The 24,611-nt window shown below is 36.7% G+C and carries 20 protein-coding genes; 7 read left to right on the top strand and 13 right to left on the bottom strand.

Going from position 1 to position 24,611, the window contains the following annotated elements; all coding sequences use genetic code 11:
• The first annotated feature begins 120 nt into the window (after positions 1–120).
• On the top strand, positions 121–1,107 hold the full coding sequence (locus BGP15_RS04425) for a pyruvate dehydrogenase complex E1 component subunit beta (RefSeq protein ID WP_046673190.1): 987 nt from the start codon (positions 121–123) through the stop codon (positions 1,105–1,107).
• Positions 1,108–1,217: 110 nt separating this feature from the next.
• Positions 1,218–1,973 carry a DUF6263 family protein gene (locus BGP15_RS04420; RefSeq protein WP_070562709.1) on the top strand — a complete coding sequence of 252 codons (756 nt, stop codon included), beginning with the start codon at positions 1,218–1,220 and terminating at the stop codon, positions 1,971–1,973.
• A gap of 59 nt (positions 1,974–2,032) precedes the next feature.
• Here BGP15_RS04420 and gcvH read toward each other — a convergent pair whose 3' ends face one another.
• Positions 2,033–2,413 (bottom strand): glycine cleavage system protein GcvH, encoded by a 381-nt coding sequence (gene gcvH, locus BGP15_RS04415; protein ID WP_286754217.1) that lies wholly within the window; start codon positions 2,411–2,413, stop codon positions 2,033–2,035.
• Positions 2,414–2,513: 100 nt separating this feature from the next.
• Here gcvH and BGP15_RS04410 point away from each other — a divergent pair, with 100 nt between their 5' ends.
• Positions 2,514–3,710 (top strand): anhydro-N-acetylmuramic acid kinase, encoded by a 1,197-nt coding sequence (locus BGP15_RS04410; protein ID WP_286768811.1) that lies wholly within the window; start codon positions 2,514–2,516, stop codon positions 3,708–3,710.
• Here BGP15_RS04410 and BGP15_RS04405 read toward each other — a convergent pair whose 3' ends face one another.
• The 10 genes from BGP15_RS04405 to BGP15_RS04360 all read right to left on the bottom strand — a co-directional run bounded on the left by BGP15_RS04405 (position 3,711) and on the right by BGP15_RS04360 (position 14,023).
• Entirely contained in the window at positions 3,711–4,382 is a 672-nt protein-coding gene (locus tag BGP15_RS04405; protein ID WP_286768810.1) for a DUF2461 domain-containing protein, read from the bottom strand. It lies immediately after the preceding gene.
• A gap of 7 nt (positions 4,383–4,389) precedes the next feature.
• The gene (locus BGP15_RS04400) at positions 4,390–5,190 is read right to left on the bottom strand and encodes a phosphatidate cytidylyltransferase (protein WP_286768809.1); all 801 of its coding nucleotides are present in this window, start codon (positions 5,188–5,190) and stop codon (positions 4,390–4,392) included.
• Between the two features lie 3 nt (positions 5,191–5,193).
• On the bottom strand, positions 5,194–5,403 hold the full coding sequence (locus BGP15_RS04395) for a putative signal transducing protein (protein WP_070562697.1): 210 nt from the start codon (positions 5,401–5,403) through the stop codon (positions 5,194–5,196).
• Positions 5,378–6,301: a CPBP family intramembrane glutamic endopeptidase gene (locus BGP15_RS04390; RefSeq protein WP_286768808.1), complete on the bottom strand. Its 924-nt coding sequence runs from the start codon at positions 6,299–6,301 to the stop codon at positions 5,378–5,380. Before BGP15_RS04390 ends, BGP15_RS04395 begins: the two co-directional genes overlap by 26 nt.
• 238 nt (positions 6,302–6,539) lie before the next feature.
• Entirely contained in the window at positions 6,540–9,857 is a 3,318-nt protein-coding gene (locus BGP15_RS04385) for a S41 family peptidase (protein WP_286768807.1), read from the bottom strand.
• A gap of 142 nt (positions 9,858–9,999) precedes the next feature.
• Positions 10,000–10,752: a zinc ribbon domain-containing protein gene (locus tag BGP15_RS04380; protein WP_070562689.1), complete on the bottom strand. Its 753-nt coding sequence runs from the start codon at positions 10,750–10,752 to the stop codon at positions 10,000–10,002.
• Positions 10,752–11,852 (bottom strand): Nif3-like dinuclear metal center hexameric protein, encoded by a 1,101-nt coding sequence (locus BGP15_RS04375; protein WP_286768806.1) that lies wholly within the window; start codon positions 11,850–11,852, stop codon positions 10,752–10,754. The genes BGP15_RS04380 and BGP15_RS04375 overlap by 1 nt, the downstream gene beginning before the upstream one ends.
• Positions 11,842–12,327: a hypothetical protein gene (locus BGP15_RS04370; protein ID WP_201639951.1), complete on the bottom strand. Its 486-nt coding sequence runs from the start codon at positions 12,325–12,327 to the stop codon at positions 11,842–11,844. Before BGP15_RS04370 ends, BGP15_RS04375 begins: the two co-directional genes overlap by 11 nt.
• A gap of 22 nt (positions 12,328–12,349) precedes the next feature.
• Positions 12,350–13,105 carry an alpha/beta hydrolase gene (locus BGP15_RS04365; RefSeq protein ID WP_112375164.1) on the bottom strand — a complete coding sequence of 252 codons (756 nt, stop codon included), beginning with the start codon at positions 13,103–13,105 and terminating at the stop codon, positions 12,350–12,352.
• Positions 13,106–13,312: 207 nt separating this feature from the next.
• A complete protein-coding gene (locus tag BGP15_RS04360; protein WP_070562678.1) occupies positions 13,313–14,023 on the bottom strand; it encodes an SAM-dependent methyltransferase in 711 nt (236 codons plus the stop codon).
• 149 nt (positions 14,024–14,172) lie between these two features.
• Between BGP15_RS04360 and apaG the strand changes: the two genes are divergently transcribed.
• The 4 genes from apaG to BGP15_RS04340 all read left to right on the top strand — a co-directional run bounded on the left by apaG (position 14,173) and on the right by BGP15_RS04340 (position 20,491).
• Positions 14,173–14,559, top strand: a complete 387-nt coding sequence (gene apaG / locus BGP15_RS04355; RefSeq protein ID WP_046673176.1) for a Co2+/Mg2+ efflux facilitator ApaG/CorD — start codon at positions 14,173–14,175, stop codon at positions 14,557–14,559.
• A 355-nt stretch (positions 14,560–14,914) separates the two neighbouring features.
• Complete coding sequence (locus tag BGP15_RS04350) at positions 14,915–16,780, top strand: ABC-F family ATP-binding cassette domain-containing protein (RefSeq protein WP_286768805.1); 1,866 nt, start codon at positions 14,915–14,917, stop codon at positions 16,778–16,780.
• A gap of 93 nt (positions 16,781–16,873) precedes the next feature.
• Positions 16,874–18,733: a tRNA uridine-5-carboxymethylaminomethyl(34) synthesis enzyme MnmG gene (mnmG, locus tag BGP15_RS04345; RefSeq protein ID WP_286768804.1), complete on the top strand. Its 1,860-nt coding sequence runs from the start codon at positions 16,874–16,876 to the stop codon at positions 18,731–18,733.
• A gap of 78 nt (positions 18,734–18,811) precedes the next feature.
• Positions 18,812–20,491, top strand: coding sequence for an Ig-like domain-containing protein (locus BGP15_RS04340; protein ID WP_286768803.1), 1,680 nt, complete (start codon positions 18,812–18,814; stop codon positions 20,489–20,491).
• Between the two features lie 48 nt (positions 20,492–20,539).
• On the opposite strand, the gene BGP15_RS04335 is transcribed toward BGP15_RS04340, so the two are convergent.
• Both BGP15_RS04335 and nadB read right to left on the bottom strand, forming a co-directional pair.
• Positions 20,540–21,046 carry a gamma carbonic anhydrase family protein gene (locus BGP15_RS04335; RefSeq protein WP_286768802.1) on the bottom strand — a complete coding sequence of 169 codons (507 nt, stop codon included), beginning with the start codon at positions 21,044–21,046 and terminating at the stop codon, positions 20,540–20,542.
• A gap of 5 nt (positions 21,047–21,051) precedes the next feature.
• Positions 21,052–22,644 carry an L-aspartate oxidase gene (nadB, locus tag BGP15_RS04330; protein WP_046673171.1) on the bottom strand — a complete coding sequence of 531 codons (1,593 nt, stop codon included), beginning with the start codon at positions 22,642–22,644 and terminating at the stop codon, positions 21,052–21,054.
• Between the last annotated feature and the right edge of the window lie 1,967 nt (positions 22,645–24,611).

Raw genomic sequence — 24,611 nt, 5'->3', positions numbered from 1 at the left:
AAAAGTCATTTACTTATTAAAAAATGACATAAAACTATAGAATTAGCGGGTTCAAATCTTCAAAATATCAATTTTAAATAGTAGATTTGTAATCTAAAAATTGACACTATTTTACAACTGATGAGAGAAATACAATTCAGAGAAGCACTTCGTGAAGCAATGAACGAAGAAATGCGTAAAGACGACAAAATATTTTTATTAGGAGAAGAAGTTGCTGAGTATAACGGAGCTTACAAAGTAAGTCAGGGTATGCTTGATGAATTCGGTGCAAAGCGTATCATTGATACACCTATTGCGGAACTTGGTTTTGCTGGTATTGCTGTTGGTGCTGCAATGAATGGTTTGAAGCCAATTGTTGAATTCATGACATTCAACTTCTCACTTGTTGCAATTGACCAAGTAATCAATGCGGCAGCTAAAATTCACTCGATGAGTGGTGGACAGTTCTCTATTCCGATGGTCTTCCGTGGTCCTACAGGAAATGCGGGTCAGCTTGCAGCACAACACTCTCAAAACTTTGAGAACTGGTTTGCAAATACACCAGGTTTAAAAGTTGTGGTTCCTTCGAACCCATATGAAGCTAAAGGTTTATTGAAATCAGCTATTATCGATCCAGATCCTGTTATCTTCATGGAATCTGAGGTAATGTATGGTGATAAAGGACAAGTTCCTGAAGAAGAATATTACTTAGAAATCGGAAAAGCTAATATTATCCAAGAAGGTACAGATGTAACTGTTGTGTCTTTTGGTAAAATGCTTCCTCGCGTTGTCATTCCTGCAGTTGAAGAATTGAAAAAAGAAGGTATCAGCGTTGAATTGATTGACTTGCGTTCGGTACGTCCTATCGATTACCCTACAATCATCGCGTCTGTTAAGAAAACAAACCGTTTGGTAATCGTGGAAGAAGCATGGCCACTAGCGTCTATTTCTACCGACTTAGCATTCAATGTACAACGTAATGCATTTGATTACTTAGATGCCCCAGTTATCCGCGTAAATTGTGCAGATGTACCTCTTCCTTATGCTCCAACATTGATCGAAGCTGCTTTACCTAGCGTTGAGAAAGTTGTTAAAGCTGTGAAAGAAGTATCTTATATCAAGAAGTAATACGAATTACATCCTTAAAAAAATTAAAATCCCTTTTACTGTGTGAAAGGGATTTTTTTTATATTTAAACTGGCCAATTGTTGCTTACTAAAAAAATTAAAATTCCATATATGAAAAAATTAAGAATTGCCTCTTTAATGGCTGTATTTGCATTTCTCGTGATATCTGCTTCCGCACAAAAGAAATACACATTACGCGTAAATCCCGATTCAGGGAAAAAAATATCACAAAATCTTGTGATGACCATGGATATTGACGCTGCTGGCCAAAAAATGGTGACAGACCTTAATATGGGCTTTGATATCACCAATACGACGAAAAAAGACAACATATTTGCGTTCGATCTTAAATATACCGGAATCAACATGAAAATGAATATGGCAGGAATGGATATGACTTACGACTCTAAAAACCCCGAGGCCAATGAATTTTCTAAACAGATGCATGCGACCTTAGGCAAGTTGCTCGAAAATAGCATTAGCTTTAATGTTGATCAACTTGGCAAATCTTCCGATATCAAGTTGCCTGAGGGCATTAACATGCCGTTTGATAAAAGTATGTTCGAAAATATAACTACAGTATTGCCTGAGCAGCCGATTAAAATAGGTGATTCTTGGACATCCAAAACTGAATCAGATGATTCAGGCATTTCAGTAGAAAACAAAATGACTTTAATAGAAGCAAATGAGCTAGGCTATAAAGTAAATGTTGAAGGAAAAATGTTCGGTCCGGATGCAAATCAGGTAGGCAACGTGCAGGGCTTCTATGTCTTGGATAAAAAGACCTGTCTTACCACGAGTACAGAAATGACAAGTGCCGTGGATATGCCTGAAGCAAAAATAAAGACCACCTTAAAAACCCAATAAACGACGAAAAATAAAATAGGGGCCAAAAGGCCCCTATTTTATTTTTTTATATATCAAATTTATGCGTTGATCTCTTCTTTGTACTGATCAGCAGATAACAAAGCGTCAACATCAGCAGCGTTGTTCAACTTAATACGAACAATCCAGCCTTCACCATAAGGATCAGAATTGACCAATTCAGGAGATGCATCAATAGCTTCATTCACCGATAAAATCGTAGCTGCTACAGGTAAAAACAAATCAGAAACTGTTTTTACGGCTTCAATTGTACCGAAAACTTCATTAGCGGCTACTTCTTCACCTACAGTGTTTATGTCAACAAAAACGATGTCACCCAATTCACGTTGAGCGAAATCGGTAATCCCTACAACTGCTTCATCACCTTCAACACGAATCCATTCGTGATCTTTGGTGTATTTCAATTCTGCTGGAAAATTCATTGTATTTAATTTTTTGATTTTTAATGCCGTGAAGTTACAAAATATCTTTAATTGTCAAAAATGATATTCATCATAACATTTTTGTGTTTATTTTTAAGCTATGAATCCTCAAATCGAAAGACTTTACCAAATTTCACAAAAGAAAGAACGTCGTATTATTGGCCTGATGTCCGGAACATCCCTGGATGGTCTTGATATCGCCGTGTGCCGCATAGAAAATGCAGGTAAAACAACGAAAATACAGCTCGAGAATTTTACTACAATGGATTATGAGGATGATTTTAGAGAGCGGGTGCGTGAAGTTTTTGCAAAACGAAATATCGACCAGCAATTATTTTCGGGACTCCATGCTTATATTGGAGTCACGCATGCCAAATTAATCAACACAGCATTGCAACAATGGAATCTATCAAGCAGTGAGATTGATTGTATAGCCAGCCATGGGCAAACCGTATACCATGCTCCTCAATCGTTGACCAAAGACCGCAACTGGCCCAACAGCACTTTACAGATTGGAGATGGAGATCATATCGCGGTAGATACAGGTATCATAACCCTATCTGACTTTAGGCAAAAACATATTGCTGCAGGAGGAGAAGGGGCACCTTTGGCAGCCTATGGCGACTACCTTCTTTTCTCGCATGCAACAGAAAATCGATTCTTATTGAATATTGGCGGTATTTCTAATTTCACATTTATCCCAAGCCATCAAACAAAGTCGAAAGCTTATGCGACAGATCTCGGTCCAGGCAATACAATGATGAACCAATACATGAAGGTAAATTTTGATCAGGAAATGGATAAAGATGCCTATATGGCTAAAAAGGGCGAAGTAAATGATGCGCTATTGAATCAATTATTAACGGAGGAGTTTCTAACGCTGCCCTTTCCAAAAACCACTGGGCCGGAACTATTTAATCTCGCTTATCTCGCAAGGGCACAGGATTGTTCGAAAACAAGCCATATTCCACATGTGGATGTTATGGCGACCCTCAATCGCTTTGCTGCTCATGCGATGGTCAATGGCATTCGCAAGCAGTCAGAAGAGCTATCCGATGTAGCGGTGTACATTAGTGGTGGTGGACTACACAATCCATTGCTGTTCGATTACATCAAAAGGAGCCTACCTACTTGTAACGTTGAAAGTTTTGCAACATTGGGTATCAACCCAGATGCAAAAGAGGCCGTTCTCTTTGCGCTATTAGCAAATGAGACTTTGGTAGGCAACAAATCCAATGTAGCGCAAATTAAAGACTCTCCCGCTGTCTGTATGGGCAAAATCAGCTTGCCTGAATAATTATTCTGTATCGATGGCTTCTTGTAAAAACTCTTTAAAAGGAAGCATACTTTTATAGGAAGCCACGATATTATCCAGTGCATTTTTTGCAGATAACTCCTTTGTAGTTAAAGATCTATCCAACACAAAACTCTTCAATTTGATAAAGTCAATAAACGGATTATCTTCACTATAGCCGGCCGGCGCACGTTTCAGTAAATCTTCTTTGAAAAGCGCAATATTACTGCCAGTCAATGCTGTTTTTAAAATTTCATCCAATTTATCACCACTGTAATCAATTTCTTGTCTTATTGCCTCTAAATGTTGCTTTTCAGGACGCCAATACCCACAGGCGATAAATGAATTTTCCGCTCCAATATGAATATAGTACTCTGGTCCCTGCAACTTTCTTCCATCAACAGAAATTCCTGCCCCAAACCAACTTTTATAAGGAGTTTTATCATTTGAAAAGCGTGTATCCCGGTAAATGCGAAACAAACATTTACTTGCTTGAATGGAAGTATTAATTTTAGGGTCAAACTCGCTCAATGCAGCAATTAAATCTGTCAAAAAATTTCTCACATCAGCCAATGCAGCTTCATATTTAGCTCTGTTATCGGCAAACCACTCCCGAGAATTATTGGCTTTCAATTCCGTTAAAAAATCAAATGTAGATTTTTGAATGTGACTCATAATACAATCAATTGATTAAAATTAAGAAAACATAGACCATAGGTGCCGCTAATAACAACCCATCAAATCTATCTAAAAAACCACCATGTCCAGGCAATATATTTCCGGAATCTTTTACGTGCAAACTACGCTTTAACATAGACTCTACTAAATCCCCCAATGTTCCAACAATACTGATAATTGCCGCAATACTTACCCATTGCCAAAGTGGAAGATAACCAAAATATTTTTCCAGATTTACAGCAGCAACAATAGCCAAAATCAAGCCCCCAAAGAAACCTTCCCATGTTTTCTTTGGTGAGATCCGTTCGAATAATTTACGTTTTCCAAAGCTTCGTCCAGCGAGATATGCCCCGGTATCGTTTGTCCACAATAAGATCAAAAAACCTAAGGGCAGTACATAGTTAAAAGTACCTTGCAGAAACCCTAATTTGGAAAATAGGAAGAAAGGCAATGTAACATAAGCTATACCCAAAAAAGTATAGGCAATATCATTGAAAGGAAAAGTTCTCTTCTGAAAAAGTGAAATAATATAAGTCGCACTTACAAATGGGATAATCAGTGCTAAAAATTTTACCGCAAGCAGGTCCATCGAAACTAATGAGCCCAAAACAAATAAGAGTAAGGCCAGTGTTATGCCTATCCACTTATTTGGGGCGCGTTCTTCGGATGAAACTATTCCATAGAATTCATAAAGACACCATGTACTGAGCAGTGTAAAAAAAATGGAATAGACATAAGCGCCCAAAAGAGTGGCAGCTATCATGACAGCCACAAAGATTACTCCCGTTATTGTTCTTGTTTTCATCTCTTAAAGCCCTCTTTCTGCTTCCTCAATTAATGTTTCGGCCAGATCAATAGATCCTTCACTGACATAGAGTTCAATTTTCCCAAATAAATAAGAAGAATCTTGTTTATTCATTGCGACAGTAGGAATACCATTTTCTTCCAGCATTTGCTTGACTATCTCGGCTTGAATCGCATTTGTATATGTTTTAATTTTTTTCCAATCGTTCTCCATTATTTTCTTTTTGCGTTGATCTATAAAATAAGAATACAAAAATAAGAGTAAAAATGAAGCCTACAAGATATATCCACCAAGATTGCAATTCAAATGCATTGAATTCATCATAACTCTTACCCTCTCTTACGTAATAAAATGCCCCGATTGTGGCTCCGGCATTGTTGACAAAGTGTCCAAAAATGGGCAGTACGATGTTCTTGCTCCATACATAAAGATAGCCAAAAAAAGCGCCCAATAACATGCGGGGAACAAAACCAAAAAATTGCAGATGTATCGCACTGAAAATAATGGCAACAAGCCATATAACCACATGCTGATTGCTCAACCATCTTCCCATTATTTTTTGCAAAACACCACGGAACAACAATTCTTCACCTATGGCCGGAATCAAAGCCAGTATAACAATATTATACAAAAAGCCGGATACACTCGACTCCATAATAATAACCTTGATTAATTCGGCCGATTCCTTTTCACTATGCTCCATCCAACGCTGCAAAGATTGCATATTATCGGGCAATTGTAAGGATTCATTCCAATGACCGATCAGACTCATCAAAGGCATAAAAGAAAGCATTGCTAAAAATATATAGCCAAATTGCATTCCGCTAGGCCAATTTTTCAATTTAAAATAGGCTTTACCATATCCTTCGCGTGTATTCATCAGATAAGCTGGCACAACAAAAGATCCCAAGCTACTCATTAACAACATAAATCGCATATCATTGGCAGATCCATTCAATATAGACTCCAAGGAGAAGACCTGCCCTGTAAATGAATAATAACTTGCAATAATCAGAATGGCAATAATCTGCGAAAGAATGGAAAAACCAATAACCATTAAGATCAAACGTAATAAAGATTGAAACGGATGGGGTGTTTTTTCAGGAAACATATCTAGTAAATATCAGTTAAAGATAACAATAAAAGCAAGATTTATTAAAATTGTCATGTCCAATCAAATTTTAGCATCTGATTTGTATTGGCCTAATGAAAACGAATGATATAATCTAATTACGATAAAAACTACACGAGATATATTCAATCATCTCGGATATGGATGCAGTTACATACAAACTATATGATCAAAAAAGGGCTTTGAATCTCTTCAAAGCCCTTAGATTTATACTCTTTTAATTCACCCGAATAGGATCGGCTGGTTTTTGTAAATTTTTGTAAGGATATGTTTTCATTTCTTCCAACAATATCTTCACCGTTCTTTCAAGTTGAGGATCACGACCCTCCAAAAGATCTTTAGGCAATTGTTCGATAAATACATCAGGAGCCACACCTTCATTTTCAATAATCCAATTTCCTTTGAGGTCATATACACCGAAGTTTGGCGAAGTAATACGGCCGCCATCCAATAAAGGAGGATAGCCACTTATGCCAACCAAAATCCCCATTGTCGTACGACCAACCAATTTACCCAGCCCTTTAAAACGGAACATATAAGGCATCATATCGCCACCTGAACCTGCATTTTCATTAATGATCATGGCTTTAGGTCCATAAATACCATTTCCTGGTGTAGTAAATCCTTTTCCATCACGAATTCCCCAACCAGCAATCAGTTCACGGGACAAAAGATCAATGACATAATCGGCCACCCAGCCACCACCATTGTTTCTTTCATCCATCAGAAGAGCCTTTTTATCCATCTGAGCGAAATAATAACGATTGAAATAGGTATAACCTTCAGCACCGGTATTTGGCATGTAAACATAAGCTATTTGCCCATTACTCAATTCATTTACTTTCTTACGGTTCCTTTCAACCCATTCCATGCTCCGCAAATTCATCTCGTCGCTAAACGAGATCGGTTTAACGATTACTTCACGAGCGCCGACCAATGAAGGTTTTGAATTGACCTTCAACGTAACTTGTTTACCAACAGTATTGTCAAATAAACTATAGATATCCTTATCTTCAGTCAATTCAGCACCATTAACAGCAACAATATAGTCTCCTTCTTTGATGTTTAATCCCGGTTCAGCCAATGGGGCTTTGAACGATGGATTCCATTCAAGACGCGTAAACAATTTAGCAATCTGATAGTAACCATTCTTTAACGTATAATCTGCTCCCAACACACCAACTGAAACCGACGGCGTGGAAGGTTGATCTCCAGGATAGATATAATTGTGTCCCACGACCATTTCTCCCATCATTTCATTCAATAAATAACCAAGATCAGAACGATGGTTTACAAAAGGCAGGAATTTTTCATATTTGGTTTTCATCGCTTTCCAGTCAGCACCATGCATGTTTTCAACATAAAAATAGTCTTTTTGCATTGACCAAACTTCATTGAATACCTGTTTCCATTCGGCAGCGGGATCCACCAATTGCTGAATTCCGCCTAGCTTAACTTCGCCAGCAGTAGGAGAGGCTACTTTTTGTCCAGCTGTTACAATATTGAATCCATTTCCCGTTTGATATAACATCTTCTTACCATCGGCGCTAATAACAAAACTACGGGCATTTTCCACTAAGGTTTTGTTTTCGAGATCCTTAAAATCATATGCTCCGATTGTTCCCCCACGTTGGTAAGTCAATTGATTTGGCACTAAACCATTCAAATTCCAATAAGGTCCAGCAGGTAAAGGGAGGGCAACTATTCTGTTTTCTATACGATCGAAGTCAACTTGAATAGATTTATCAATGGGCTTACTTGCCACTGCCTCTTCCTTTTTATCCTTTTTAGGTGATTTTTTATCGTTTTCTTTTACACGATCTTTTTTATCACCATCTCCTTCTTCCTTTTTATCCACCTTATCCTCACGGATTTGTTCCTCATCACTATCATTCTTAAAGAATGATGGTGTTTTACTGGATAAAATAAAGCCATATACGGCATAATCAACATTACGCTGCACCGCGGACATATGTAAGCCAGAATTTGTCAACCCTGTATTTGTACTCGCTGTAAAAAATAGATATTTACCATCCTGGGAAAAAGCTGTACTACGCGCAGAGCTCATACCATCCGTAATTTGCTGAGTTTTCTTTGTATCCAAGTTATACATAAACACAGCGGGTACCCCATTTTCCAATGTACGTATAAAAGATATCCATTTTGAATCAGGAGACCAGCTTGGTTGGAAATGATTGGATACACGGCCAGTTTGACCGCTCAATTTATCGTCTGCAACTTTAACAATGGCCTTTGAAGCGATATCAATATAAAACAGATTAAGATGTGAATCATTGTAAAACAACTTCTTGGAATCCGGTGACCATGTTGGTTCAAAATAGAAGTTCGTTTCTCCTAAGTTAAAGTACAGGGGTTTATCTTTTCCAAATTGATCCATCAGCACCAACTGATAAGATCCATTTTTGTCTGAAATATAAGAAATCCATTTTCCATTTGGAGACCAATCCGGAAAACGCTCATGAGAACCCGGAGAATTAGATAAATTTCGGGCTTCACCTTTCTCCTTAGGTACCGTAAATATCTCTCCCCGCGCCTCTAATAATGCCCGTTGACCTGTTGGCGATAGGGTAGCATAACGTATATCGTCCTTAATGTCTTTATAATACGGTCTTTTATACATTACATCTGTATTCACCGTAATATGCAAAGGAGTGACTTTATTATCGCCCAGATTTAGTGTATTTAATACGCCAGCATATTCAAAGATCAACTCAGTCCCATTTCCATTCAGCGAACGCACATCGTAATCTTTAAAATCCGTTAGCTTTTCTACCTTTTTGGATTTGGTATCATAACTATAGATGTTAACAATTTTATCACGATCGGAAAGGAAGTAGATCTTATTTCCCAACCATAATGGTTTAACATCATTACTTTTAACCTGCGGAATAGCTTCTATTTCTTTGGTTTTCGTATCGAAGATCCAAATTGTCGGCATACCACCACCCCGGTAGCGTTTAAAGGCAACTCGATCTCTTTCAGTAGGGTCAGTGTTTTTGATATAAGCCCAGTAACGACCATCAGCAGAAGGGCTTCCCTGAGTCGCTTCAGGCATAATAAGCGCCTTGTCCATTCCTGACATTTGAATATTGGAACTGTATAATCGTGGACTTAAAGCATAGGTGAAATCACGAGATGTCGTATAATATACTTCATCATTATTGAGCCATCCCCGCAATACATCCGAAGAAGGGTGATAAGTGATCCGTTTGGGCTCACCACCCGTTACAGGGATTACATATACGTCTGTATTTCCGTCATAATTTCCTGTGAATGCAACTTTCTTGCCATCTGGAGAAAACATTGGATTCTGTTCCACTCCAGGATTTGTTGTAAGGCGTCTCGGATTAGCTCCGTTTTTTTCGGCAATCCAAATATCTCCACCATAGACAAAAGCAATATTGTTGGCGCTAATACTTGGATTTCGAAGCAATAGGGTTTCTTGCGCTTTTGTTTGCAGAAAGGATGTACCGAGCAAAAAGGCAGCAAATAACTTGAAATGAGTTTTATTCATAAACGTTTAAAGGTTAAATTTACCACACACAAAACTACACTTTTGTAAGCGGACCTAGTTAGTATATCAACAAAGTTGCATAAAAAATATGACAAAAAAAAAGTCCTGCTTTCCAGCAGGACCTTCCTTTATCTATTGAGGATTAGAAACCGTACTCTTGTTCGATTTCTAACACAATTCCTTCATCAACCAAAACGCGACCACAGTGTTCACAAATGATGATTTTCTTACGTTGACGTATTTCTGATTGCATTTGAGCAGGAATCTTATTATGACATCCTGAACAGCTATCACGATCGATCGAAACAACAGCAAGTCCGTTTTTAAACGAGTTACGCAAACGGTAGTATACCTTTACCAAACGTTCTTCGATATTCGCTTCAGCCTCAGCAGCTTTTGCTAACAATGCATCTTCTTCTTTTTGAGTTTCAGAAGTAATTGTTTCCAATTCTTTCTTTTTTCCCTCAAGTTCGCTTTTGCTATACTCAAGATTTCCTACAGTAGTATCGTAGTTTTCTGTTTTGTTACGAATCTCAAATTCTGCTTCTTTGATTCGTTTCTCGCAAACCTGAATCTCAAGACCTTGGATTTCTATTTCTTTCGAAATAGCGTCGTACTCACGATTATTCTTTACCTCATTCAGCTGCGACTCATATTTTTTGATAGCAGCTTGGGCATCCTTAATCATGTTTTTACGCTTAACGATCGAATCTTCTAAATCGTCTAAGTCTATTCTGATCTTCTCAATACGAGTCTCTAAGCCCGCAATCTCATCTTCAAGATCTGCAACTTCCATAGGCAATTCACCACGAACTTGGCGAATTTTGTCTATTTTAGTATGTACGGCTTGTAACAGCCATAATGCTTTCAATTTTTGTTCTACGGTTTGTTCCATCAACTGTAGTATTTTATAGGATTTGTATCTATTTCTGTTGTTAAGGTTGCAAAGTTAGGAAATTTTTTCGTAATAATGTCGTACAATAATTCTTGCGTAAATTGTTCGCTCTCAAAATGTCCCGTATCTGCAATCACGATTTCACCTTCAGCATCAAAAAATTCATGATATTTATAGTCTGCTGTAACAAAAAAATCAGCACCAGAACGTTTGGCTGCATCGAGTAAAAATCCCCCCGAGCCACCACAGACCGCTACACGACTAACTTTTTTATCTAATAAGGCTGTATGACGAATGACATTCAACCTCAGTTTGTCCTTAAGATAAGCTAAAAATTCCAATTCAGCCATTGGTTCAGCCAAATTTCCAATCATTCCTGCACCGATTTCAGCAGCCGTATTTTGAATATCAAACAAATCATAAGCTACTTCCTCATAAGGATGAGCTTCATAGAGTGCCAAAAGTAACTTTCTTTCAATAGATTTCAGGTAGATAACCTCAATTCGTGTTTCCTCAACACGCTCTTGAACACCAATCTCCCCAAGGGTAGGATCGGCCCCTTCTAAAGGTCTAAAACTACCATAACCCGCCGCATTAAAACTACATTGATCATAGTGTTTTCCGATTTTACCTGCGCCCGCATCAAACAATGCCTGTCGGACATCTTCAACATGACTCCTAGGTACAAAAACGACCATTTTTCGCAATACATTTGTTTTAGATTCCAGTATAGCCTGATTTTCTAATCCCAATTTATCGGCAATTTTCGTATTCACTCCACCGGTAACATTATCTAGATTCGTATGAATGGCATATAATGCAACTTTATGTTCAATTGCTTTAATAACCGTACGCTCCACATAATTTTTCCCATTAAATTTTTTTAGCCCCCTAAATACAATGGGATGATGCGAAATAATTAAATTACACCCTTTATCAATGGCTTCTTTTACAACATCTTCTGTGCAGTCCAACGAAATGAGCACCTTTGTAATCTCTCTATTGGCGTCGCCCACAATAAGGCCAGCATTATCATAAGACTCTTGCAAATCTAAAGGAGCCAATTGCTCCAAATAGTCAATGACTTCTTTAATTTTCATGGTCTACAATTACCTCCTTTTCTCTAAATTTATTATGTTCCTCTAAAATTCTTCTATTCGCGTTAATTTCAAACCAGTAATTAGCCAATGTCACAAAATGCATAATGATCAGTACGCCGGAAATAGAAAGTGGGAGCGGAATATTTGTCGCCAGGTAAATCCATGCATATAGCGATCCTTTCCTAAACGTAGGGTTTTCCTCCACAGCTATTTTTCGATCATAAAATTCATTGATCAAAGAATCCCTTAGACGCGAAGCAACCTGAAAATTCCAATAAATATTAACCAGCGGAATTGCAGCTAACCACGATTGGTTGGGCGTCATTAATCTATTTTCTTTGGCGACCAATTTTAATGTCTTTCGAATTGTATTTGCAAATAGAAGCCATACGATAATACGTATGGCAACAATACCCATAGCGGTATAAATTACTTCAGGCTTACTTAACTCTCTTATTAATTCCTCTTGCGTCATTGAACTATTTATTGCTTATTTATTATTCCTGTTCCAACAAATCTACTAATTCTTTCAACTTTTTTATTTGTGGATTATGATCTCCAACAAATTCGACTGTTTTAAAACCTATATTTTTTGCCTTCCTATAAAACGGGTAAAAATCATCATCCTCAATTGTTTTGCCATCCTCATAAGTCAAAATGTAAGTACTTGGAATTTTAAGTCGTTTCGGATTTTTTAAACTGATCTTGTCTGTCATTGTTCTTAACGGGTGGGGGACATCCCTAGGAAGCTTCTTAATGTCCTTCACCCAGAAAGGAAAAATATAACCATCCTTTTCTAATTTTAACAGTCCATTTGCTGCACTGGATTTACCCATTAAGTTCATTACAGATTGTTGATCCTCCGGTAGTATAGCATCCAAGTAAACCAATTTACGGATTCTATCCGGAAGACTATCTGCCACAGCCGTGATAATCATCCCACCATAACTATGTCCGACCAATATAATATCATGGAGATCCTCAAACAGGATCGTATTCACAACATCATCGACATGCGTTTGTAATCGGATAGAAGTATCTGCTAAATGATAACGCTCACCCAGGCCTGTTAGTGTGGGGCGGTACACCTCATTTCCCTTTTTAGCTAACTCAACCGCCGTATTTTTAAACTGCCAAGCACCACCCCAAGCTCCATGGACAATAACATATGTAGAAGACTGTGCAGCAAGATCTTTACTGAATCCAACTAATGAAAACAAAAACATAATAGACAATAATCTACAGTAATTCATCGTGTTATATATTAAATCATTCTAGACGGTTAACAAAATCTATTCAGCATTTATTCTGATACCCTGGTTTACATATTTAAAAAAAAAAAACAAAATGTAAGCACTCACTTACTTTATTAAAACATACTTCACTCATGCAAAAACAGCTTTTAATTTCATCATTAAACTTCATCAATGAAAATAGGGTAGGGGAGACCTCTAAAAACATCATGCGTAAAGTAAAAATATAGTCGGCTTTTTATGATAATCATACGATCGTTTTCGCCACTCACCAACTGTCAAACTTTGTATATTTTCGTCGGCAGCTGTTACATTTGACGCAACACAGAGTAAGGTGGAAGGTTTACATATTTTTAGTAGATCGGCTAAAAGCTGATTATTTCTAAATGGAGTTTCAATAAAAATTTGCGTCTGCTTTTCACGTGCTGATTGCTGTTCGAGATTTTTAATCTCCTTAGCTCGATCAATTTTATCGATAGGCAAATAACCATGAAAGGCAAATTTCTGACCGCTAAATCCGGAAGCCATAAGTGCCAGTAGAATAGAGCTTGGTCCAACAAGAGGAACTACCTTAATACCCAATTGATGTGCCCGCGCTACAATAGAAGCTCCAGGATCAGCAACACCAGGACATCCCGCCTCAGACATTAATCCAACACTTTTGCCTTGTTTCAAGCCTTCGAAAAAATCATTTATATTTCCCTTGTCCCGCACATGTTTTCCATAATCATGGATCGTTAATTCGCTCTGCGGAATCTTTAAACCTGCAAGTTTTAGAAACTTGCGCGCCGTTTTTTCGTTCTCTACAATATACTCGTCCAATGAATTGATTGTTTCCACTAAATACGGAGTAAATGACTGGAAAGCTGCGTCATCACTCAATGGAACAGGAATTAAATATAAGATACCATTTGCCATAATACAAACCTACTAATTAAGGTCCATTTGGCTATACTAATTTTAAACTTAGCATTATTTAACCTTTTAAAATGATTATAATTTAGATTTTTAAACTCATTATTAGTATTTTAGCGTAAATATTCATTGCAACAATAAACATCATTCAAATGATCACACAAATTACAGAAGGCGTAAAAATCTCGGTTGAAACCATCTATCAATCGGAGTATTCGAATCCGGACCGTGAACATTTCATGTTTGCTTATCATATCAGCATAGAAAATCTCAGCGATTACACGGTTCAATTGATAAGTCGCTATTGGAAAATTTTTGATGCAAAAGGAGACTATAGGGAGGTATCTGGAGAAGGAGTAGTAGGCGAACAACCTATTATAGAACCTGGTCAGACTCATCAATACACCTCAGGTTGCAATCTCAATAGCGAATTCGGATTCATGGAAGGATATTATAATATGATCCGAACACTGGACAACGGCAGCTTTCAAGTTGAAATACCACGTTTCAATCTGATAGCGGATTACGCATTGAATTAATTTTATCAGGGCAGTATCATTATTGCCAATTAATCAAATAACGAAGCTTTTTTCGCATCGAATAAGAAACTATTTCTTTATTTTTGCGAGCATTCCAAATGAACAAGCGAACCTTTGGGACTTCGAATTATCATTTTACCCAATGGCAAAGGCTAACATTTGATCATATGCCACCCAATAGATTACATTAGTCAGCAATCAAAACGATTATTGATTCAATATATAAATAACTGACAATCAATAGAAATATAACTAAAATATTGATTATCAACACGATATAAACTACCAAGAGAAGAAACCTACTGGTAGTGTTTTGGCGTGTAAATTGACTGAATATAATTTAGGGTGATATAACGTGAGTATTTTAGCTACAGAACAAGTAAGCCATTCCTTCCATGATAGATGGCTTTTCAAAGATTTACATTTCGGTCTCCAAAAGGGAGAACGTGTGGCCTTGGTCGGAATCAATGGCACAGGTAAATCAACCTTACTCGCCATTTTAGCAGAGCGAATCTTACCAACCTCAGGAAAAGTTGTAAAAGAAAAAGGTATAAAAATTGGTTTCTTAGAACAGGATCCTGATTTCACAGGATTAAAATCAATCAACGATTTTATTTATAGTACAGACAACGATCAACAACGTCTTATCCGTGAGTACGAGGAGCTGTTATTGGAAACCGATATCGATCAGAAAAAATTAGAAGATCTTACAGAAAAAATAAGTTCATTGAATGCCTGGGAGTATGAGCATAATATTAAGACGATTCTTAATCGTTTAAACATTATGGATTTCCATCAAGATATCAAAAGTTTATCAGGGGGCCAACGAAAACGCCTTGCGCTAGCCAAGCTTTTGATAGACGAGCCGGATATTTATATATTAGATGAACCCACCAACCATTTGGATATAGAGACTATTGAATGGCTTGAAAAACTACTAACAACAGGTAGCAAAACCGTTCTTTTAGTAACGCACGATCGCTACTTCTTGGATAATATCTGTACGGAAATTCGAGAGCTGGATAGGGGCAATCTCTTTACCTATAAAGGTAACTATTCTTATTTTCTAGAAAAGAAGGCCGAACGTGAAACTATTGATGCGGTTATGATTGAGAAAAGCAGAAACCTACTTCGCCGTGAATTGGAGTGGATGCGTCGTCAACCACAGGCACGTGGTACCAAATCCAAATCACGTATTGAAGCATACTATGACTTGGAAGAAAAATCTAAAGCAATTAAAGGAAACGACTCGGTACAACTCAGTGTGAAAGTAAGCAGGCAGGGCTCAAAAATACTCGAACTAGAACATGTTGCCAAACGTTATGGAGCAAAAGAAATCATACATGATTTTTCATACACCTTTAAAAAAGGTGATCGTATTGGTCTAGCTGGAAAAAATGGTACTGGAAAATCAACCTTTCTTAATTTAATCACGGGAGAAGAAAAACCTGATAAAGGGTCTATAGCGGTAGGGGAAACCACAGTATATGGCTACTATAAACAGGGCGGATTGGAAGTAAATGAAAACGATCGAGTATTAGATGTTGTAAAAAATATAGCAGACTATATTGAAATGGCAAATGGCGAAGTAATCACGGCTTCACAGCTGCTAACCCACTTTTTATTTCCTCCTGAAAAACAATTTGGTTTCGTTAACAAATTAAGTGGGGGGGAGAAAAAAAGACTTCAATTAATGCGTGTTTTAATGAAGAATCCAAATTTCTTAATTCTGGATGAACCATCCAATGATTTGGACATTGATACATTAAACGTGCTGGAAGATTTTCTTGACAACTACAAAGGAGTACTCATATTAGTATCACACGACAGGTATCTATTAGATAAATTGACGGATCAACTTTTCATTTTTGAAGGAAAGGGGATCGTGCAGATATACAACGGAAATTATGCCGACTTTAAACTTGAACAGGAAGAAATCCAAAAATTAGAAAAGGAAAAACAAAAAAGGATAACCCAGGAACAGGTAAAGCCAATTGTAAAAGAGGAAAAGAAAAAACTCTCGTACAAGGAACAATTGGAATATAACAAACTAGAAGAAGAAATCGAAAAACTGGAAACACAAGTAGCGTTAAAAACGGAGGAACTAAACCAGGTAACAGATCATCTAAAACTTTCTTCCTTAGCGGAAGAAATTCAATCTATCCAAAAACAGATAGACGATAAATCCGAACGATGGTTATATCTTGCTGATTTTATGTAAAATTTCATCAGAGGTTTCACGTGGAACACAAAGAAAACGTAAATTTACAAAGAAATAAAAACACCACGTTTCACGTGGAACAAGAATAGAAAAATGTTTAAAAAATATAATGTAATTGTCGTTGGTGCGGGGCATGCCGGATGTGAGGCAGCGGCGGCAGCAGCTAACTTAGGTTCGTCCACTTTACTCATCACAATGAATATGGGAGTAATAGCGCAAATGAGTTGTAACCCCGCTATCGGTGGAGTAGCCAAAGGACAGATAGTAAGAGAAATTGATGCTATGGGCGGATATACTGGTATCATAGCAGATAAATCAACCATTCAATTCCGAATGTTAAATCTTTCGAAAGGTCCTGCCATGTGGAGTCCGCGGACCCAAAATGACCGAATGCGGTTTGCAGAAGAATGGAGATTACAACTCGAGTCTCTTCCTAATTTAGATATGTGGCAAGATACCGTAAAAGAAGTTATCGTAAAAAACGGAAAAGCTTGCGGTGTCATCACTTCGATGGGAATCGAAATAGAATCGGACGCCGTGGTACTGACCAATGGAACTTTTCTAAATGGTGTAATTCACATTGGGGACAAGAAATTTGGAGGCGGTAGAACAGGAGAGAAGGCTGCCACAGGTTTAACCGAGCAACTTGTTTCCCTTGGTTTCGAATCAGGAAGAATGAAGACAGGAACGCCACCACGTATTGATGGAAGAAGCCTCAACTATGCATTAATGGAAGAACAGTGGGGCGATGAAAAAAGAGGGCGGTTCTCCTATACAGATGTAGAAATACCAACTGAACAACGCTGTTGTTGGATTACCTATACAAACGATAAGGTCCACGAAATGCTACGCACTGGGTTTGAAAAATCACCCATGTTTACGGGACGTATCAAAGGATTGGGACCACGCTATTGCCCTTCAATAGAAGATAAAATAAATCGTTTTGCCGAGCGTGAAAGACATCAGATATTCGTAGAGCCCGAAGGCTTCAAAACAGTAGAAATTTATGTCAACGGATTCTCCACCTCATTGCCAGAAGACGTACAATTGAAAGCTTTGCAATTGATCCCAGGTTTTGAAAATGCGAAAATGTACCGCCCAGGTTATGCCATAGAATACGACTACTTTCCACCAATGCAATTGGATCTAACCTTAGAAACCCAATTGGTGAAACATCTATTTTTCGCAGGACAGATCAATGGGACAACTGGCTATGAAGAAGCCGCTGCTCAAGGTTTCCTAGCCGGGATAAATGCGCATCAACGCATCAATGATGATAAGGAACTTATTCTAAAACGATCCGAATCTTATATAGGTGTATTGGTCGACGACCTCGTAACAAAAGGAACTGAAGAGCCGTACCGCATGTTTACATCAAGAGCAGAACACCGTCTACTTTTACGCCAAGATAATGCTGATATTCGCCTAACCCCCTTAGCTTACAAATTGGGATTGGTAGGAGAAGAAAGACTCAAAAAAGTGCAAGACAAAATTGATAACTCCAATAAAATAATTGAGTATCTCAAACAAAATTCGACCAATGTCGAAAAGATGAATACCGTATTAGCCGAAGTTGGCTCAAGCGCACTTTCACAAAAAACAAGGTTGAGTAATGTTCTTGCAAGACCACAAGTTGGTATCCAAGATATTCTGAAAGGAGACGAAGGCTTTGCACACTATGTCTCCCAATTCGATAATGATACCATCGAACAAGCAGAGATCAATCTCAAATATGAAAGCTATTTCGATAAAGAGATGGAAATTGTCAATCGCATGAAGAAGATGGAAGATAGAGAAATTAATCCTGATTTTGACTACAGCCTATTAACATCGCTATCAATTGAGGCAAGACAAAAGTTATCTAAAGTTAAACCACGTACACTGGGGCAAGCTTCAAGAATCTCAGGCGTTTCGCCCTCTGATATTACGGTATTGATGGTCTATATGAGTTAAACAACTGAAAGTCAAATACTTATACACTAAACATCACAAAGCTTAAAATAAGCGATTTAAGACAATATTCTATTTTTTATGACAACTTCTTTAAGAGAAAATAAAAGTGGTTCAGAAAGGCTAAAAAGTAGCTTAAAAACAAGATTACTTATTTTAAGCATGTTTATTATGCTTATTGGCTTGTCCATACAATGTGCGAGCATACAACAGCCCACGGGGGGGCCAAAAGATTCTATTCCTCCGAAGATACTATTGGAAAGCCCTACGAATTTTTCGAAGAATTTTACAGCTAAAAAAATAGTGATCACGTTTGACGAGTATATCAAGCTGGCAAATCAACAAAAGGAATTCAGTATTACGCCAGACATGGGGAGCAATCCAGAATTCAAGGTGAAGAAAAAAAATCTAGAAATTACCTTACCTGATTCCCTAGAAAAGAATACAACCTACAGCATATACTTCGGTAAAGGACTAGTTGATTATAACGCTGGAAATGCATTGGTCAATTATGCTTACGTATTCGCGACAGGAGATAAAATAGATTCACTCAGTATATCCGGTAATGTAAAAAGTGCTATAACGAAAGAGGTCCAAAAGGATGTTAAAGTCTTGTTGATCCCCATTAGCCAAGACTCGATTTTTGGTAAAAAGAAGGCGAATATATTCACGACAACGGATACTGCAGGTAACTATAAACTAAACAATCTAAGAGAGGGAACTTATCGCATTTACGCACTTCAAGAAAAAAATAACGATAGAATCTATAATGGTGCTGATGAAGAAATAGGTTTCCTAAAAGACTCTATCGTGCTAGAGCGAGACCTAAGCAATATCAACTTGGAGATCTTCAAAGGAATCCCAAAAAAGTTTAGAACCCAAGAGAAGAAATTTGAAAAAAATGGAAGTATACTTCTTGTTTTTAATAGAAGAGTCGACAAGCCCAAACTTGATATCCTAAATGACGAAGTAAACAACAAGGATAAAAAAGTACGTTTTTCAAAGACATCAGACTCGGCTACTTTGTTTATTCCAAATTTAAAAATAGACTCCCTAAAGCTTGTTCTGACAGAAAATGAAAGACCATTGGATACCATTCTCATTAGAAAAGGGAATGTAAAAATAGAGCACACAATCGAGCCTATTTTTACGCCAAATAATGGACGGGTCGATCGAATTACACACCTTCAGGTATCTGCTTTCACACCGATCAAAAATATCGATAAAACCAAGTTAAAATTCAAAGAAGACTCATTGGTCCGGACCAATTACCAACTAGCCGTAGATACAGCAAATACCAATATCTACCATATTCGCTATAATTGGAGAAAAGAGAAAAAGTACCAAATCGAGTTTACAGAAGGCGCTATAACAGGCTATTTTGGCGAACAAAACAAAGAGAAAAAGCTCGATTTGACCTATGACGATAGTGAAAACTATGGGGATCTGACATTTGATTTTACAGATCTAGATAGCAATACAACCTATTTGGTTGAGTTAATCAATGAGAAAAAAGATAAGGTCTATCGCGTCGACAAAATAAACATGAACAACCCGGCTGTTGTATACAAACAGTATCCTGGAGGAAAGTATAGTATACGTGTGATACGCGACGACAATAATAATGGAATCTGGGACACTGGAGATGTCGAAAAGAAAACTTTTCCTGAACCTGTTGTATATCTAAATAAAGTATTTACGATACGTGCTAATTGGGAACAGAAAGATAGTTTTTCATTGAGTGGCCTCAAAAAAAATTAATTGAGGCCATTCTAAAATAACTTATTTAATATTGCTAATTCGATTAAGCTAAAACCAGGAACTGTACAGAACATAATTATGTGGTAGTTTCTGCAATAGATCTTTCTGCTCTTCAGTAAGTGCTTTTATCTTTTTGGCAGGTACTCCAGCATATAGAAATCCCGATTCACAACGAGTATTTTCCAAAACTACTGCACCAGCTGCTACAATAACATTCGATTCAACAATCGCATTATCCATAACGATAGCTCCCATACCAATGAGTACATGATCTTCCAAAATACATCCATGTACCATAGCCTGATGCCCTATACTTACATAATTTCCGATCGTAGTACCGCATTTCTTATAGGTACAATGTATAACCGCTCCATCTTGAATATTAGTATAATTACCGATACGAATATAATTGACATCTCCGCGTATGACAGCATTAAACCATACCGAACAGTTATGTCCAATCTCCACATCGCCTACAATCGTTGAATTGGGTGCTAAGAAGCATTCTTCGGCTATCACCGGAGATTTATCCAAAACAGATAAAATAAGTGCCATATTCCTTAAAAAATTGTATCCTGTAATACTTCCGAATGTTTCGGATAGTCCGTTGTATAATGCAATCCCCTACTTTCTTTCCGTAACATAGCTGATTTTGTCACGATATAAGCTACTTGAATAACATTACGTAATTCACACAGTTTAACAGAAAGCCTTGTATTTCGATAAAATTCTTCGGTCTCCTCATACAAGAGATGTAGCCGTTTAAGAGCTCTTTCAAGCCTAAAATCGGAACGGACAATGCCAACATAGTCACTCATAATCTTTTGGCACTCGCGTAAATTATGACTTACCAAAATATCCTCATTTGAAAGAGAGGTTTTAGAGTCATCCCATTCGGGGACATCAACAATATGGTTAATCAATCCTATCGACTTTGTGGCATCCAGGAAAATACGATGTGCATAAACAAGCGCTTCAAGAAGTGAATTAGAAGCTAATCGGTTTGCCCCATGTAGGCCAGTAGAAGAACACTCTCCGCAAGCATATAAGTTAACGAGGCTACTGCGTCCAAAATCATCTACATAAATGCCTCCACAGAGGTAATGCGCAGCCGGTGTAACTGGTATAAAATCCTTCGCCATATCCAGTCCGATCGAAAGACACTTTTCATAAATATTTGGAAAATGCTTGATAATATCTTCCTTATTCCGATGCGTGATATCAAGGTACACATAATCTATACCAGATTTCTTCATCTCGGCATCAATAGCTCTAGCAACGATGTCTCTTGGTGCCAAAGAAGCACGTTCATCGTACTCCTCCATGAAAGATTCACCATTGATCCTTCTTAAAATACCCCCAAATCCACGTACGGCTTCAGATACCAAAAATGCAGGAGAGTCCTTTGGATTGTATAAAGAAGTAGGGTGAAATTGCATAAACTCCATATTACGTACCTTACCTTTTGCCCGATACACCATAGCAATACCATCTCCAGTCGCAATAGTTGGATTTGTTGTACTTGAATAAACATGCCCTGCTCCTCCAGAAGCCATCACAGTAACCTTACTCAAAATCTTATCTACTAAATGTGATGAGGTATTAAAAGCATAAATTCCATAACAGGTAATGTCTTCCCTGTTCTTATCCACGTATTCCCCCAAATGATGCTGTGTAATCAAATCAATGGCAAAGTAATGCGTTACGATTTCAATGTTGGGATCACTATGTGCTTGCGCCAATAATGCACGCTCAATTTCATAGCCAGTTATATCTTTATAATGTAAAATACGATGAGCGGAATGTCCCCCCTCTTTTGCCAGATCATATAACCCCGATTCCTCCTTGTCAAATGATGTGCCGTATGAAATAAGTTCTGCAATCCGTTCCGGTGCTTCTCTTACTACGTTTTCCACAATTTCAACATCGCATAAACCATCCCCAGCAATCTGAGTATCAATGATATGCTTCTCAAAGCTATCTGACTTATCCACAACGGCAGCCACTCCCCCTTGCGCATATTTTGTATTAGACTCATCCTCATTGGACTTAGTGACTATCAATACTTTACCGAATTTCGATGCTTTTAAAGCAAAGCTTAATCCAGCAATACCTGATCCAATGACCAAAAAATCTACCTTTCTATCTGCCATATAAATTAAAATTCACAAACTATCCCCAAAAGTGACGATTCAAATTAACGAAAAATGTGGAAAACGTGTAAATAAAAGGTTAAATAAAAATGAAAAGTATTTAACAATTCACAAATCCCCTATTTGCAAGCCTTATTTCTAAAATTTTTCCGCACAAAAATCTAGAGATTTCCACATTTTCTAAACAAAAACTATTCAACAAAAATATATGGAAAATAAAAAATAAGATAATTTAGAATTTTAAAAATCAGGTCTTTAATGAATAAATTCTGTTGAAAAATTGTTGAAAACTCTATAAAAACCTAAAATCAAAATCGAAATAACCTAATTTATACCACTTTTCCACACCATAATAAACAATAAGAGATTTTCTATCTTAAATAATTAGTATTTATTGAAAAAAAAGATTGTGGAATACGTTCGAAAATCTTTGTTTAGTTTTGTCAAGTTCGATTAGAAGCGGTTAGATTTCGATATTCGGGAATTATAAAGTCCCCTATTGAAATATTTAATTCTAATTGAGTTTATTTTATTTTTTAAATTTCCTATTGACTTTTAAAGCGCTTTAGGATTGACTATTTATTTTATTTTTTTTTGTATATGGATTTAATCTAGTTTCAGCGCGTTATTTATAATTTTTTTAAAAAAAATATAGGTTTAAGTCGTTTTATACTTGGATATTTTCCCGTTTGGGATCTTATTTCAATTTTATCGCTTTGTAACCGATAGAAATCGGATCAGAAAAGTTTTAATTCTAATTTGGATGCTATGAGATTTTAATATTTCTGTCTTTAGAGCAGATAAATTCTTTTATTGAATTCTAATAGTTGCTAATCTTTGCTTTTAAAATTGATATGAAAAAGGCAATTTAATTGATTTTGATATTTGGATTTTAAACTATTTGAGGTTTGCTTATTTGCGTATTTTTTTCAAAAATATGTGAATTTTGCTTTCTCAACGAGGTAAAATTGGCGTCAAAAATTTCTGTACTTTATCAGCAAAGTTTTCAAAAATGGAAATTGAGAGGTATTTGGTTATTGGAATTTTTTATTCCTGGATCTGCGTGTTTATATTCAGATTTGGCTACGATATTTGTTTGGTTTTCGCGGGATTGAATTTTAAACAGAATCTCAAGGCGATTGTTTAAAAATATACCTGTTTAGAATTGGATATTTTTTAAAAATTTGTTTTCAGGGCTTTTTAATACATTCTATGGCCTTAAATAGTAAATTTTTTAAGATCTAAGTGAAATTCGAAGATTGACTTGTTAATAATTTTGGAATGCAGATAATTTCTTCAAATAATTTATTGCAGAACAAACAATCTTACTATATTTGCAGCCCAACATTGGCTAAATGGAGGAAATATCCAAATTTAGATCAGTGACATTAGAATATTTTGGATTATTGCTATCTGGCAATTTTTTAGATCATTCTCAGGGTTTATTTTTCTAAAATAAAGCTCTTATAGATTGAATATATTTTGTTGATTCGTTATTTGTATGGGATATTTAATTCTAAGCGAGTTTGTCGTTTTTAAAGCGCTTTATCAGTTGCATATTTAGTATTTTTTTTTAATATTATCTATGTATTTGAATGTCAAGTACTATAATCCGCAAATTTTATAATTGCCTAAATTTTGAATAATTTATTTTTATTTTATATGAATTAATATCTTTTAAGTTATATATTTTTAGTTTATTGTATTTTATGCGATAGTTATTGCCAGATGATTATTCTAGCGGGATATACGCTCCGATTGTGTTATATTGAGTTTAGAATAGAGCTATTTACAGGATTTTTATCCAGATACAAGGTATTAATAACTTTATTTTGTGTTATTTCGACTGAATTTGTGATTGCTGTAAAATTTCCTATAATTAGATAGCAAAAAAAGTTTTATTAAGCTTCTTAGAATTAAATAAAAGCACTACTCTAGATCACAGCGGTCAATTTTTAATTCTCATC

This window comes from Sphingobacterium sp. 40-24 (assembly GCF_001899705.1).
GTDB lineage: Bacteria > Bacteroidota > Bacteroidia > Sphingobacteriales > Sphingobacteriaceae > Sphingobacterium > Sphingobacterium multivorum.
The sequence above is the reverse complement of the archived record's forward strand: the minus strand, read 5'-3'. Positions and strand labels throughout refer to the sequence as shown.

Bases quoted from the DNA above. Each gene is read 5' to 3' on its own strand.
- BGP15_RS04360 (WP_070562678.1), bottom strand. From the start codon at position 14,023: ATGGCAAATGGTATCTTATATTTAATTCCTGTTCCATTGAGTGATGAC.
- BGP15_RS04385 (WP_286768807.1), bottom strand. From the start codon at position 9,857: ATGAATAAAACTCATTTCAAGTTATTTGCTGCCTTTTTGCTCGGTACA.
- mnmG (WP_286768804.1), top strand. From the start codon at position 16,874: ATGTTTAAAAAATATAATGTAATTGTCGTTGGTGCGGGGCATGCCGGA.
- BGP15_RS04425 (WP_046673190.1), top strand. From the start codon at position 121: ATGAGAGAAATACAATTCAGAGAAGCACTTCGTGAAGCAATGAACGAA.
- BGP15_RS04335 (WP_286768802.1), bottom strand. From the start codon at position 21,046: ATGGCACTTATTTTATCTGTTTTGGATAAATCTCCGGTGATAGCCGAA.
- BGP15_RS04365 (WP_112375164.1), bottom strand. From the start codon at position 13,105: ATGAATTACTGTAGATTATTGTCTATTATGTTTTTGTTTTCATTAGTT.
- BGP15_RS04375 (WP_286768806.1), bottom strand. From the start codon at position 11,852: ATGAAAATTAAAGAAGTCATTGACTATTTGGAGCAATTGGCTCCTTTA.
- gcvH (WP_286754217.1), bottom strand. From the start codon at position 2,413: ATGAATTTTCCAGCAGAATTGAAATACACCAAAGATCACGAATGGATT.
- BGP15_RS04410 (WP_286768811.1), top strand. From the start codon at position 2,514: ATGAATCCTCAAATCGAAAGACTTTACCAAATTTCACAAAAGAAAGAA.
- apaG (WP_046673176.1), top strand. From the start codon at position 14,173: ATGATCACACAAATTACAGAAGGCGTAAAAATCTCGGTTGAAACCATC.
- BGP15_RS04340 (WP_286768803.1), top strand. From the start codon at position 18,812: ATGACAACTTCTTTAAGAGAAAATAAAAGTGGTTCAGAAAGGCTAAAA.
- BGP15_RS04420 (WP_070562709.1), top strand. From the start codon at position 1,218: ATGAAAAAATTAAGAATTGCCTCTTTAATGGCTGTATTTGCATTTCTC.
- BGP15_RS04370 (WP_201639951.1), bottom strand. From the start codon at position 12,327: ATGACGCAAGAGGAATTAATAAGAGAGTTAAGTAAGCCTGAAGTAATT.
- nadB (WP_046673171.1), bottom strand. From the start codon at position 22,644: ATGGCAGATAGAAAGGTAGATTTTTTGGTCATTGGATCAGGTATTGCT.
- BGP15_RS04395 (WP_070562697.1), bottom strand. From the start codon at position 5,403: ATGGAGAACGATTGGAAAAAAATTAAAACATATACAAATGCGATTCAA.
- BGP15_RS04390 (WP_286768808.1), bottom strand. From the start codon at position 6,301: ATGTTTCCTGAAAAAACACCCCATCCGTTTCAATCTTTATTACGTTTG.
- BGP15_RS04380 (WP_070562689.1), bottom strand. From the start codon at position 10,752: ATGGAACAAACCGTAGAACAAAAATTGAAAGCATTATGGCTGTTACAA.
- BGP15_RS04400 (WP_286768809.1), bottom strand. From the start codon at position 5,190: ATGAAAACAAGAACAATAACGGGAGTAATCTTTGTGGCTGTCATGATA.
- BGP15_RS04405 (WP_286768810.1), bottom strand. From the start codon at position 4,382: ATGAGTCACATTCAAAAATCTACATTTGATTTTTTAACGGAATTGAAA.